Raw genomic sequence first — 13,207 nt, 5'->3', positions numbered from 1 at the left:
ATTCTTCTGGGATATATACGTTAACATTGCCTAACATTATATCACCGCCGCCTGCCGCCGTCACTGAGGAAAGCCGCGTTTTATGAATACTTTGCGAAAAATTTCTTTAAGAATGATACGGACAAAATTTCTGCATCATCTCCAGCGTTTCGGCATCCCGTACTCCGCCGCGCTCTGTGAGGCCGCTTATAACACCGTTTCGCTTGTCCTCTTTAAGATTCTGGCCGAATTTGAATTTGGCGGTCAGCTCACCGGGGGTTATACGGACAACAGCTACGGCCCTCAGCCCCGGACGGTACTTGGGGTCATCGGCAGTGATCGGGATATAGCCGCCCTCAGGCTGGAGCTTTTGCATAAAGAGTGACATTACGGCTGCTTTTTCGGTGAGGTCTTCAACCAGCTCAGCTTGTCCGTAGGCTGTTACGCTTTTGAAATAGGCAGTTGCGGGACAGGCAAGCTCGGGATCACTAAAATAGGACGGAATGAGCGCAAATTCATCGGCTACCGTGAAGCAGACCTGCTTGTGGCGGCGGATACTGTCCATTTTGCCTCCGGCATGACTGCCGTGAAAATAGAAGCTGCCATCCGAATATACGAAATTCAGAGGTGTCACCCGGGGGTGCCCCTGTTCATCAACGGTTCCCAGAAACCCGAAGCTCATCGCCTGGAGAAAAGCTGTGATTTCCTCCTCCTGTTCGATTTTAAACTCTTTTCTGCGCATGACTGATCATCCTTTCCACTAATGTGAGGCAGCTGACGCTGCCCCGGAAAAATTTTATTTAGCATAGAGCAGAAATTGACAATAAAAAAGTGCCGGTTTACATTAAATTTATTGGTCCACTTTGGAGGAAGAGGGTTAGGGATGAATTTTATACTTCCGTATGAACAGTATCTGGATATCTACCATTACAAATATCTGGCGCTGTACCACGCGCTCCGCACAGCCATTCTGGGCGGAACGCTGCCTGGAGGGACACGGCTGCCTTCAACCCGTAAGCTGGCAGAGCTGTATCAGCTGTCCCGCGGCTCGGCCTCACAGGTGTATGATATGCTGCTGGCGGACGGCTACATCAGAACAGAACGGGGGCGCGGCACCTTTGTCTCGGAGGGCGGCTTTTTGGGCGGTGACGATGAAAGGCCTGATGCCGGAAGTCTTGCATTTGTCCGGCCTGGAGTGGAGCGTGACAGCTACGGAGAATCGGGCGGTTCTGTGCTGAAGGTGAGCGGCGGAAGCGGGGCTGGGGGTAATGGGAATGCTGGGAGTGCTGGAAATGCTGGAAATTCTGGAAATGCTGGAAATGCTGGGAGTGCCGAAAGTGCCGAGAGTGGCGGTAGTGCCGGGATTTCTGCGCCTGAGGGAGACCGTGTATTTGGGAGGTGGCCCGGTGAAGCTGGCTGCTCTGTGCTGAGGAACGGCGGCGGGAGTGAGGCGGATGCTGCTGACGGGATTCGTGCGTCTGGGGAAGGCCGTGAATGTCGGGGGTTGTCTGGAGTAGCTGGTGGTGCTGTACCGTGGAATGGCGGTGGGAGTGAGAAGGATGTTGGTGGCTCTGTAACGTGGAATGGCGATGGGAGTGAGACGGAAACTGGTGGCTCTGTACCGTGGAATGGCGATGGGAGTGGGTCGGATGCTGGTGGTGCTTCCACTCTTGTCAGCGGAGGGATGACTGCGGAGGGCGTGCTTGGTTACGGGAACCGGCCGGCCGCTGCTGCGCCAATCACACTTAGCTCTTGGGGAGAGCGGCTGATGGAGCGGCAGCTTACTGTGTACGGGCAGGTGGGGGACGGCCTCATCAGCTTCCGCAGCAGCGGAATGCAGGCGGGCCAGTTCCCTTATGCGGAGTGGCGGAGCGCACTGAACTATGCCGGAGGCAAGCGAGGCGGCCTGCTCAATAGCTATTGCCCGCCACAGGGGGATGAAGGGCTGCGCCGGGCAATTGCAGCCCATTTGGGGATTACCCGGGGCATCCGGGCGGGGGCCGGACAGATCGTGCTGTTCAGCGGCTCGATGCAGGGCATCGTGATCCTGACCCAGCTTTTGCTGGAGCAGGGCAGCTGCGCTGTGGTTGAGGACCCGGGCTATCACGGCATCCGCCGGGCAGTAGAGATCAGCGGCGGCAAGCTGCTGCCGGGCAGAGTGGACGCGGAAGGACTGGTCCCGGAGGATTGGGCAGCCCGTCTGCTGTTCGTAACGCCGAGCCGCCAGTTTCCAACCGGTGCTGTGCTTCCGCTGGAGCGGCGGCGCAGGCTGCTGGACTGGGCCCGGCGTCATGAAGCTGTCATCATCGAGGATGATTATGACAGCGAATTCCGCTGGGGCGGACGGCCTATCGAACCGCTCAAGGCGCTTGACCGTGAGGAACGGGTCGTATATGTCGGGTCGTTCTCCAACAGCATGTTCTTCGGGCTGCGCGTGGGCTTCGCCGTGCTGCCTCCTTCGCTGGTCGCACCGGTGACCGCAGCCAAGGCGCTGTATGAGCCGCTGCCCGCAGGCCAGCTGGAGCAGCGGGCATTGGCGCGCTTTATGGGTACCGGCGGGTACAGCCGGCACCTGCGGCGCATGACGCGCATTTACGGTGAGCGTGCGCAGCTTCTCCGGAAGCTGCTCACGGCGCAGCTCGGAGATGTCCTTGAGGTGCTGCCGGGTGACGCCGGCCTGCATCTGTATGCACGCTGGCTGCGCAGCGATGCGGAATTCTCCGCCTTCCGGGCGGCGGCGCTCCGGCGCGGCACAGACTTCCGCGACGCTGCGCTGTATAGGATCAGGCCGAGCAGCGCGGCGGCCTGCTTTTCATTCGCCCACCTCGATGCCGCTGCGCTGGAGGAGGGCGTAAACCGCCTGCTGCACGCCTGGAAGGATGTGCAAAACCGGTCGTGACAAGGTATTATAAAAGGTAAGAAACAAAGTGTCAGCCAGATTAGTTGCGCTTTACGGTGCTGGTACACTAATCCGGCTGAACCGCGTCCAAAGCTCGGCCCCGACATACATCCTTAAAGTAACAAACGATCAAGATCGTAGATGGCTCCTTAATGCCCGGGTGCGCTTAAGGTGGGCTGGTGAGTAAAGGGGAATTACTTAAAGGCACCAGCGGCAAGTTGCGAGCTGCTTGAATAGGTGTAGGGAAAAATCCCCTTAATAGTACCAGCGGCGTGCCGAAATGCTCTGCTCAAAGGGAAAAGTCCCTTTAATAACACAGCGATGAATTGGAAGTACCTGATTAAGTAAGTAACCCTTAAGGTAAGTTTTCGGCTAAAGCGGACGCCTGTGTCCCTTGAATCCGCCAGATGTAGGCTAATGTGCGAAATGAAGAGCACAAATGCCTCTGAATCTGCCGAATGCAGGCAACTGAGCGAAATGAAGAGCAAAAATGCCTCTGAATCGGCCAAATGTAGGCTTATGAGCAAAATGAAGAGCACAAATGCCCTTGAATCCGCCAGATGTAGGCTAATGAGCGAAATGAAGAGCACAACTGCCCTTGAATCCGCCAAATGCAGGCAACTGAGCGAAATGAAGAGCACAACTGCCCTTGAATCCGCCGAATGTGGGTTAATGAGCGAAATGAAGAGCACAAATGCCCTTGAATCCGCCGAATGTGGGTTAATGAGCGAAATGAAGAGCAAAAAGGCCCTTGAATTCGCCAAATGTAGGCAACTGAGCGAAATGAAGAGCACAAATGCCCATGAATCCGCCAAATACAGGCTATTGAGCGAAATGAAGAGCACAAATGCCCTTGAATTCACTCAATGCTGGCAACTACGCCATACTCCGGACAGGCACTTTGAATTTTTATTTTAGTAAATATAACTTCGCGGGAACCGGTGGCATTAAGCCGCCCGTCCGGCTAATAGCCACTGTACACCAATTTAAAGTAACAATGAACAACGTTTAGGAGGGGAATATTATGCTTCATGCATCGCCGTCTTCTTTTGTAATTCTGCCGGCCTTGGCGAAGATTGTGTGTGAACCGGGCTGGAGATGGCAGAAAAGGGAGAAGCCGCTGCAAAATTATGATTTGTTTTATGTGTGGAGCGGGGAAGGGACGGTTGTGCGCAACGGTACGCCTTTTCAGGTGGGCAAGGGAAGCTGCTTCCTGTTCCGGCCGGGCGACTTTACGTATGCGACACATAATCCGCAAAAGCCGCTGGTTCTTACATATATTCATTTCGATGTCACCGAACCGGTGGCGGAGGTACCGGAGCCTTACCGCGAGCTAAGCGAAACGGTGGAGTTCGAGCATCTGCTGGCCCGCTATGTCCGGCTGTTCCTGGTGAAGACCTTTGCCGCAGAGGAAGAGGGGCGGCTGATTCTCAAACAGCTGATGATTCATCTGCTGCGCGAGGACCGGATGATGCCGGTTGAGCGGCATGTCAGCAACCATTTAAGTGAAATTATCCATGAGGTTGCCAACTATGTAAGCCAGCATCCCGGGGCCTCGCACCGGGTAGAGGATCTGGCCGCCCGGGCGGGCCTGTCCCCGCGTTACTTCTCTATTAAATTTAAGGAGATCACCGGGTCGTCGGTGCAGTCCTATGTCATCAGAGCCCGGATCGAGCGCGCGCAGCATCTCCTGCTGTATGCCGGAATGAATGTGACTGAGGTGGCAGATGCGCTGGGCTACCGCGATATTTTCTTTTTCAGCCGCCAATTCAAGCAGCATACCGGCAAAAGCCCGTCCGAAATCCGCTGACCGCCCGCTCTTCCTGTTCCGGCTGCTTTGTTTCAGCTTTTACATCAGGGGGTAAATACGTTGCAACCTGGTTTAACAGAAGATTCAGATGCAGCTTGGAAGGGGAGAATACAGGTATGTTGAGAGGACGCAGAATATCCAATAATGCCCTCAAGTGCGGAAGCGCCGGATTTTGCCGGAGCCGCTGGAAACGCTTGAAGCAGACAAACAGCACGGGCATGGACCAGTGGTTCTAATGGAATGAGTGCACAAGTGTACGTATAGAGCAGGATAAGCAGGGAACCGGGGCCGGCAGGCAGCCGGTTTTTTGATTTCTGTGTGTTTTGTATTTTTGCTTTCTGTGTTTTTATAAAAGAAGAGCTTCGCGCAAACGGGTAACTCGAATGCAGATTGCCAAAATTGCGTACGATAAGCAGCAAATGAGCCATCGGATAAAGGAGTGTGTGATATGTACGAAATCGTATTGATCCGGCATGGAGAGAGCGAATACAACCGCCAGAATCTGTTTACGGGCTGGAGTGACCCGGATTTGACGGAAAAAGGGGTCCAGGAGGCTAAGGCCGCCGGCAAGCTGCTGAAGGAAGCGGGGTACTCATTTGATCTGGCTTTTGCCTCGGTGCTGAAGCGTTCGATCAAGACGCTGAACTATGTGCTGGAGGAGCTGGACCTGCTGTGGATTCCGGTGCAGAAATCCTGGAAGCTGAACGAGCGGCATTACGGGGCGCTGCAGGGGCTGAGCAAAAGTGAAACGGCCGTTAAATACGGGGAAGAGCAGCTGCAGCTCTGGCGGCGCAGCCTCTCGGTCCGCCCGCCGCTGCTTACACCGGACGATCCGCGGTATGCGAGAAATGACATCCGCTACAAGGAGGTCCGTCCCGGTGATATCCCGCGCGGCGAGAGCCTGTCGGATACGGTTCTGCGCGTGGGTGATTTCTGGAATAACCGGATTGTACCGCTGATCCGCAAGAAGGAGCGGGTGCTGATCTCAGCCCACGGCAACACCCTGCGGGCGTTGATTAAATTTATGGAGGATCTGGATGAGCCGACGCTGCTCGAGCTGAATGTGCCGACCGGAGTGCCGCTTGTCTACAAGCTGGACGATAATGTGAAGCCGGTCAGCCGCTTTTACCTCGGGATTCCTGAGGAGGTTCAGGAGAAGGCACGGGAAGTGGCTAATCAAAGTAAGGTGACAGAATAATAATACGCATACAAAAGGGTACTCCCAAACCTGACAGCAGGCGGAGTACCCTTATTTGTGTGCTGTTCTATTGCGGTCTGCCCTGTGTGCCCAGCAGCTCGCCCATTCTGACCTTTGTTCCTTCCTGAAGCCCCGGGCGCGGGGTAAAGGTGCCGTTCTCAAGAAGCAGCACTACGGTGGAGCCGAATTCAAAATAGGCCAGATCATCGCCGATCAGCCACTTGTCAGCCTGCTCATCCGAATAGCGGATGCTGCTGACATTCATCGCGCCAACCTTTACAACGGCAGCTTCACCGTTCGTTCCGGCAATATAAGTAATGAGCCGTTCGTTGCGGCTCAGCACGCTTTTCATATGTCTCATGCCGAATTCGTTGACTGGATATGCCCGTCCGCGGATATAATCGCTCTCAATCCTGCGTCCGGTAAGCGGTGAGTGAATACGGTGATAGTCGGTCGGGCTCAGATAAAGAACAAAATAATAGCCTTTTTTGTACAGCTCCTGGTGCGGTGAGTGGTTAAGCAGCTCCTCCAGCAGATAATTCTGCCCTTTAACATTCATTAGGGTTCCGGAATGAATCTCGCCCATCGCGGTAATCAGTGCGTCTACGGGACTTGCGATTGCGTTGTCCCCTTCAGCAACCTGGCGCATCCCCGGCTTCAGCCTGCGGCTGAAAAATTCATTCAGTGTGTGATATTCTCCGGACGGCTTCTCCGCTTCAGCGGCAGGAATCTGATAGGTCCGAATAAATGTCGGGATCAAAAGACGGCTGAGTCTGCTATGGGAAAAAGCACCCATTAACCGTGAAAGCCACCGGTATGAGGACAGCTCGGTCATCAGCCGCAGCAATTGTTTAACCATGATTATCTCCCTTCCGTCTTGCAGAGCAACGGTCCAGCGCTGCGGACCGTTACTGCTCTGCATTATATTGACATAGAATAAGAGACAAATCAATAACGGATATACCTGGAGGGGTCATCCAGCAGAAATCGGGCATAGCCCATCGGCCTGCGGTAGCTGTCCTTCCAGATCCCGCCAAGCCCGGCTTTTTGAAACCCGTAGCGCTGGTCGCGGCCGTTGCATTCGATAAAATAGAGCCGGCGGTCCCTGGTGATACCAATATCGAGACCGACATCGGCAAGTCCCGGCAGGCTCCGTTCCAGCTCGCGCGCAATCGTAAGGCTGAGCGTCTGGACGGACATGCGGATACCGGCAGCCGCCTCGCCGCCGAAGACCTGCTCCAGCACTGCTGAGGTGCTGAAGGCCTTGCCGCCCCTGGCGATATTGGAGACGAAGCCGCCTGGCGCCGCCAGCTTGGCGAACATGCCGGTAACCTGCCAGTCTCCCCCCCAGCCGCGCTGTACCGTGACACGCAGATCGAAGGGACGCCCGTTCAGCTCAGCCAGCGGAATGCGCTCCTGTATCAGATAAGGCATGGCAGACAACCGTGCCCGCAGCGCCCGGGGCAGAGCCTCCGGATGGACTGCCCTTTTTGCCCAGCGGCGCGAGCCGGAAGGAAGATAGCTCCAGATCCAGCGCCGTTCACTGCTGCGCGAGAGGCGCATGACTCCTTTTCCGACGCTGCCGCGGCACGGCTTCAGGATGAGGTCGGGATAGCGGCTCATCATAGCCTTCAGTCCGGAGAAGCCTATCGCAGAGTCAGGCAAAAATTCCCGCACCCCGTTCTGCATAAGCAGCCTGTGAATCTCATCCTTGCCATAGCGGTTGCATGTATTAAAAATCAGGAGTCCCTGCCCCAGCAGACGGTTGATTCCTGTACTGCCCTGGCTATAGATCGCCCGGTTATGAATGACCGCCGGCGTCGGGACGACCGTCCGCTGGTAGCCCTGGCTTCCCTTTACATAGGCTATACTGTAGCCGGATTCAAGGTTGATATCGGACAGCTGCAGGAAGCAGGGGACCATTCCGTATGCGGCAGCGGCCTCCTCATAGAGCTCCAGCGATTCCTGTCCCGTTTTTAACCGGGGAACGCCCCGGTGCATAGCGGCATTTAGCAGTATTCCCACGAGCTTTTGCCCCATGTTCGTTCCTCCTGTTAGCTTCTGTAGTGACGGCGGTTCCGCTTCTCTAGCATTGTATGTTTGTACGGGGCGTCCAGGGTGGACGAATGCGCGGCGGCAGATGCCCTTTTTTGACAGGGAAGAGGGATTGGGGCCGGATTATCCGGTTTTAAAAAGGCTGCATTAAACAATCCCCTGCTGCTGCAAAAGGGTGTCACCTGCCTATTCCACTGCATATGATGCCTAGGAGAAACATTCGATGGAAGGAGGAGACTGCTTGTGAAGGGCTCCAGAAAGAACCGGAATCATCAATCCAAACGGCGTCTTTATTACGTGGATAATCCCAATAAAACGGAACTGAGCATGCTGCGTAGCGGTCCAAGGACACAGGGGGATACAGCAACAGGGGAGACGGATACGGTGGCCGACACACCGGATCAGTCGCTGCAGGTCAGCGGGGTAGGCACGGCGGAGCTCCCGGCTCCGGCGGAGGCTGTTGCCGCCGCACCGGCTCCGGAGGCGCAGGTGCAGCAGCAGCCTGAGGCAGAGGCTCCGCCCAGAAAAGAAGCGGAAGTACAGGTGAGCCTTCCGGCCGCACCGCTGCTGACAGAGAAGGAACGCCTGCAGAAGGTGTACACTGACGACATCTCCGAGGCCGCTGTTACCGGCTCCAAAATCGCCCCCCGCACAATTGACGGCTCCAAGCTGAAATTTGGCATTATCGGCACGCCATGGCTGCAGGATTACGCGGTACAGAGCATTAACATTGGGGAAAAAGCCGTTACCTCATCCAAAATCGCCCACGAATCGATTTCAGGCGAGCATCTGGCGGAAGGCAGCATCAGCGGCGGCAAGCTGCTGGATCATTCCATCGGCGGCGAAAAGCTGAAGAACGGCAGCATCGGCCCCGACAAGCTGGCTGACCGGACCATCGGCGGCGAGCAGATTGCAGACCGGTCCATTTCCGGCCGCCACCTGAGCGAGCTGCTGATCACCTCGGAGCTGCTGGAGGACGGTGCGGTAAGCGGTGAAAAAATCCTCAGCAGCAGCATTGTCAGCCGCCATCTGGCCAACGGTATTATTGACCGCTCCAAGCTGGCAGATGATGCGGTATCCGGCGACAAAATTGCTGACGGAGAAATTAGCGGCGACAAAATCGCCGAAGGTGCTATCGACAGCCGTCATCTGAAGGAAGGGACCGTATCCGCGAAGCACCTGGCTCCGGGGGCAATCGGACGCGAGCAGCTGGCCAGCAGGCTGATCGGCAAGGAGCAGCTGGGCTCCGCCGTCGTAGACAGCGGGCATCTGGCCGATGGGGCAGTAGGTGCCCGGCAGCTTGGAGAGAAGGCGGTACGCAGCCAGCATCTCAGCCCTGAGAGCATTAACGGGTCGCATATCGGCGACGGGGAGATCAGCGGTAACCATCTTGCGGACAGGAGCATTTCTTTTGTGAAGCTGGCCGAGGGAGCGGTGGGAACGGCCCAGATCGTAGAGCAGGCAGTCACCTCCTCCAAAATCGCCGATCAGAGCATTCTGACACATAAGCTGGCAGACGAAGCGGTGACAACCCGCCATCTGGCCAAATCAGCCGTCCGCGGTCCGCAGATTGCGATGCAGTCCATCTCCACCGGCCATCTGCAGCGTGAAGCGGTTGACCAGTCTCATCTGTCGGCAGAGTCGGTCGGCTCAGAGCAGCTGCAGGCAGGCGCGGTACTGAACAGCCATCTGGCCCCCGGCTCTGTGGGCGGTAAGGTGCTGGCGCACGACTCTGTTGGTGCAGAGCATCTCCTTCCGCACAGCGTGACCTCGGCCAAACTGGCTGACGGTGCTGTGAATAGCGGCAAGCTGGCCCATGGTGCAGTTAACGCAAACGCCCTGGCCCGCGAAGCGGTGGGCGGCGAGCATATCGCCTTCTGCGCGGTGGAGGAAAAGCATCTGGCGGATGCCAGTGTCAGCGGCCGTGCGCTGCAGGGCGCCGCAGTGGATACGGAGCACCTGGCTCCGGGGGCTGTAGAGCGCAGACATCTGGCAGAGAACAGTGTGAACAGCTCTGCACTGCAGGCCGGATCGGTAACCGGCGACAAGCTGGCCTCCGGTACGGTTAAGGAAATTCATCTGGCCGCGGGTGCGGTGCAGCCGCATCATCTGGCAGACCATGCGGTTACTTCATTAAAACTATCTCCGGAAAGCATCTCGACTGATAAGCTCAGCGATTTGTCCGTTACTTCTATTAAGCTTGCGGACAGCAGTGTGACTTCACCCAAGCTCGCACCTTCTGCTGTAACAGCCGAGCATCTGGCTCCGGGGGCTGTCGGTCCGGCTTCGCTCAGCGATACCGCTGTACAAGGCAGACATCTGGCGCCGGGCAGCATCGGCGGAGCCCATATCCGGCCGATGTCAGTCGGCAACGGGCATATCCTCCCCGGTTCAATTTCCTCCATACAAGTGCAGGAAGGCAGCATCAACAGCTCCAAGCTGGCTGATGAAGCGGTAGCCTCCCGCCACCTGTCGCCGGATAGTGTGGATGGCATCCACCTGGCAGATCATGCAGTAGAAGGCCGTCATATCAGCGGAGGCGAAGTTACACTTGCACATCTGGCCGAAGAGGTGCTTGATGCGCAGTGGCTGCCGGACGGCAGCATCGGCAGCGAGAAGCTGGCCGGGGGTGCCGTTCAGGCTTCCCACCTGGCTTCTGGCAGCATAGACGAAGACCATCTGGTCCAGGAGGCGGTAGACAGCCGCCATATCAAGAGCGGCAGCATTATGCTGAAGCATCTGGCCGGGGAAGCATTCACCTCGAAGCTGCTGCCTGACGGAAGTGTCGAAGGCTCCAAGCTGGCCGAAGGAGCTATCGGATCGCAGCATTTGTCGGCGGACAGTGTGTACGGCAGCCATCTGACGGATGATGCGGTAGAGAGCCGCCACATCGGTGATGGTGAGATTACACTCGACCATTTGGCTGAGGAGATCCGCAGCGCCCAGTGGCTGCCTGACGGCAGCATCAGCGCGGAGAAGCTGGCAGACGGTACGATCGGTCCGCTGAAGCTCGCACCCGGCAGTGTGTATGGAGACCATCTGATTAAAGATGCGGTAGACAGCCGTCATATCAGGAGCGGCAGCATTACCCTGAAGCATCTGGCTGAAGAGACATTCACCTCCGAGCTGCTGCCGGACGGCAGCATTAGCGGCTCCAAGCTGGCCGATGATTCAGTAACCTTCCGTCATTTATCAGCGGATAGTGTGTACGGCAGCCATCTGGTGAACGATGCAGTCACGGGCCGTCATATCGGCGAAGGCGAAATTACGCTGGACCATCTGGCTGCGGAAATCCGCAGTGCGCAGTGGCTGCCTGAAGGCGGGATTAGCGGCGGAAAGCTGGCGGAGAACGCTGTGGAGTCACGGCATGTATCCTCAGGCAGTATTGGAGGTGCGCATCTGGCAGAGCATGCAGTGGCAGGCCGCCACATCGCTGAAGGCGAGATTACGCTGGGGCATCTGGCGGATGAGGTTCGCGGCGCGAAGCTGCTTTCTGACGGAAGCATCGGTGCTGATAAGCTGTCAGTGAATGCAGTGGAATCGCGGCACTTGTCTAGCGGCAGCATTAACAGCGCCCATCTGGCGGAGCATGCAGTGGCAGGCCGCCACATCGCTGAAGGTGAGATCACGCTGGCGCATCTGGCAGATGAGGTTCGCGGTGCCGATCTGCTGCCTGACGGCAGTATCGGGGCCGATAAGCTGGCAGAGAAGGCCGTGGAATCGCGGCACTTGTCTAACGGCAGCATTAACGGCGCCCATCTGGCAGAGCATGCAGTGGCAGGCCGCCACATCGCTGAAGGCGAGATCACGCTGGCGCATCTGGCAGATGAGGTTCGGGGTGCGAAGCTGCTTTCTGACGGAAGCATTGGTACCGATAAGCTGGCGGACGGCAGCATCAGTTCCAGGAAGCTGGCTGCCGGCAGTGTTTATGGAGGCCATTTGGCTCCTGAGGCGGTAGACAGCCGCCATATCCGCAGCGGCAGCATTACCCTGAAGCATCTGGCCGAAGGGACGCTGACCCCTGATCTGCTGCCTGATGGCAGTATCAGTGCTGCGAAGCTGGCCGAGGGCTCGATCGGCTCCTTCCAGCTGGCTCCGGGCAGTATCTATGGAGGCCACCTGGCTTCAGAGTCAGTAGACAGCCGGCATATCAAGAACGGAAGCATTACGCCTAAGCATCTGTCCGGGGATGTGCAGATTTCCGAGCTGCTGCCTGACGGCAGTATCGGCGCTGCGAAGCTGGCCGAAGGCTCAATCGGCTCCTACCAGCTGGCACCGAACAGTGTGTATGGCGGCCATCTGGCTGCAGAGTCGGTAGAGAGCCGGCATATCCGCAGCGGCAGCATCACCTCGGCCCATCTGGCCGAAGGAACATTGAATGCCGAGATGTTGTCTGAAGGCAGCATTGGTGCAGATAAGCTCGCTGCAGGGGCTGTGCATTCACATCATCTGCAGCAGGAAAGCATCTACGGTGAGCATCTGGCTGACGGCATCCTGGAAGAACGGCACCTGCTTCCGGAGACGATTAAGCTGACGCATCTGGCCGAAGAGGTCCGCACGGCTGACCTGCTGCCTGACGGCAGCATCACCGGAATCAAGCTGGCTGCAGGCAGCGTCGGAGAGGAGCAGCTGGCAGAGCACGCTGTCAATACATCTGCCATTGCGGATGAAGCGGTGGATGCTGCCAAACTGGCTGCCTTCGCAGTGCAATCCAAACACCTCGAGGAAGAGAGTGTGCAGAGCTACCATATCGCAGCCGGTGCTGTTACCGGGGATCATCTGGCCCAAGGAGCAGTCTCGGCGGAGCACCTGGCCTTCAGCCCGGTACAAAGCTCCGGGAACCGGCAGGTTCTGCAGCAGTTTGGCATGACGGCCTTTATGTTCAACGGCAATGCGGAGAGCGTCGAGGTCACAGTAACCTTCGATGAAGCATTTGGCCACACCGGCTACGTGCTCGTGGCAATGACCAACCAGCCGTTCTTCCATGCTTCGCTGAAGAGCCGGGGCAGCGGTGAAGCGGTGGTCGCTATTAACCGCCTGCAGGAAACCCCGCATTTCTACGGCGTGTTATCATGGATTGCGCTTGGTTCGCCGCTGGTGAAACCGGCAGTTGAGCACCGGGCTTTTGATTAACGGATTGGCTGGCGGCTGTTGTGAGGCTTGAATATGTGGTAAGGCTTGGAGAGCAATAGGAAACGGCGCAGCCCCGGGGCTGCGCTTTTTCTGTTGGGGGCACGTTTGGAGGAATAGGCGCTGACTGAGGCTG

General features: G+C 57.1%; 8 protein-coding genes. 5 read left to right on the top strand and 3 right to left on the bottom strand.

The window, feature by feature from the left end; translation table 11 throughout:
• Positions 1-106 precede the first annotated feature (106 nt).
• Complete coding sequence (locus R70723_RS25930) at positions 107-721, bottom strand: pyridoxamine 5'-phosphate oxidase family protein (RefSeq protein WP_039876781.1); 615 nt, start codon at positions 719-721, stop codon at positions 107-109.
• 141 nt (positions 722-862) lie between these two features.
• Between R70723_RS25930 and R70723_RS34145 the strand changes: the two genes are divergently transcribed.
• The 4 genes from R70723_RS34145 to gpmA all read left to right on the top strand — a co-directional run bounded on the left by R70723_RS34145 (position 863) and on the right by gpmA (position 5,886).
• Positions 863-2,878, top strand: coding sequence for an aminotransferase-like domain-containing protein (locus tag R70723_RS34145; protein WP_081957496.1), 2,016 nt, complete (start codon positions 863-865; stop codon positions 2,876-2,878).
• Positions 2,879-3,304: 426 nt separating this feature from the next.
• Positions 3,305-3,796, top strand: a complete 492-nt coding sequence (locus tag R70723_RS25920) for a hypothetical protein (RefSeq protein WP_156123850.1) — start codon at positions 3,305-3,307, stop codon at positions 3,794-3,796.
• Positions 3,797-3,902: 106 nt separating this feature from the next.
• Entirely contained in the window at positions 3,903-4,688 is a 786-nt protein-coding gene (locus R70723_RS25915) for a helix-turn-helix domain-containing protein (protein ID WP_039876776.1), read from the top strand.
• 448 nt (positions 4,689-5,136) lie between these two features.
• Entirely contained in the window at positions 5,137-5,886 is a 750-nt protein-coding gene (gpmA, locus tag R70723_RS25910; RefSeq protein ID WP_039876773.1) for a 2,3-diphosphoglycerate-dependent phosphoglycerate mutase, read from the top strand.
• Positions 5,887-5,953: 67 nt separating this feature from the next.
• Here gpmA and asd read toward each other — a convergent pair whose 3' ends face one another.
• Both asd and R70723_RS25900 read right to left on the bottom strand, forming a co-directional pair.
• Positions 5,954-6,745: an archaetidylserine decarboxylase gene (gene asd, locus R70723_RS25905; RefSeq protein WP_039876771.1), complete on the bottom strand. Its 792-nt coding sequence runs from the start codon at positions 6,743-6,745 to the stop codon at positions 5,954-5,956.
• 89 nt (positions 6,746-6,834) lie between these two features.
• The gene (locus R70723_RS25900; RefSeq protein ID WP_039876769.1) at positions 6,835-7,926 is read right to left on the bottom strand and encodes a YheC/YheD family endospore coat-associated protein; all 1,092 of its coding nucleotides are present in this window, start codon (positions 7,924-7,926) and stop codon (positions 6,835-6,837) included.
• A gap of 258 nt (positions 7,927-8,184) precedes the next feature.
• Between R70723_RS25900 and R70723_RS32365 the strand changes: the two genes are divergently transcribed.
• Complete coding sequence (locus R70723_RS32365; RefSeq protein ID WP_052421473.1) at positions 8,185-13,074, top strand: WIAG-tail domain; 4,890 nt, start codon at positions 8,185-8,187, stop codon at positions 13,072-13,074.
• The last annotated feature ends 133 nt before the right edge of the window (positions 13,075-13,207 follow it).

The organism is Paenibacillus sp. FSL R7-0273, assembly GCF_000758625.1.
Taxonomy (GTDB): Bacteria; Bacillota; Bacilli; order Paenibacillales; family Paenibacillaceae; genus Paenibacillus_AQ.
Note: the sequence above shows the minus strand (reverse complement) of the source record. Positions and strands in the feature narration are given on the sequence as shown.

What these genes read in the sequence shown, in the direction of transcription:
- R70723_RS25900 (WP_039876769.1), bottom strand. Translation starts at nt 7,926, where the DNA reads ATGGGGCAAAAGCTCGTGGGAATACTGCTAAATGCCGCTATGCACCGG.
- R70723_RS34145 (WP_081957496.1), top strand. Translation starts at nt 863, where the DNA reads ATGAATTTTATACTTCCGTATGAACAGTATCTGGATATCTACCATTAC.
- gpmA (WP_039876773.1), top strand. Translation starts at nt 5,137, where the DNA reads ATGTACGAAATCGTATTGATCCGGCATGGAGAGAGCGAATACAACCGC.
- R70723_RS25915 (WP_039876776.1), top strand. Translation starts at nt 3,903, where the DNA reads ATGCTTCATGCATCGCCGTCTTCTTTTGTAATTCTGCCGGCCTTGGCG.
- R70723_RS25920 (WP_156123850.1), top strand. Translation starts at nt 3,305, where the DNA reads ATGAAGAGCACAAATGCCTCTGAATCTGCCGAATGCAGGCAACTGAGC.
- R70723_RS25930 (WP_039876781.1), bottom strand. Translation starts at nt 721, where the DNA reads ATGCGCAGAAAAGAGTTTAAAATCGAACAGGAGGAGGAAATCACAGCT.
- asd (WP_039876771.1), bottom strand. Translation starts at nt 6,745, where the DNA reads ATGGTTAAACAATTGCTGCGGCTGATGACCGAGCTGTCCTCATACCGG.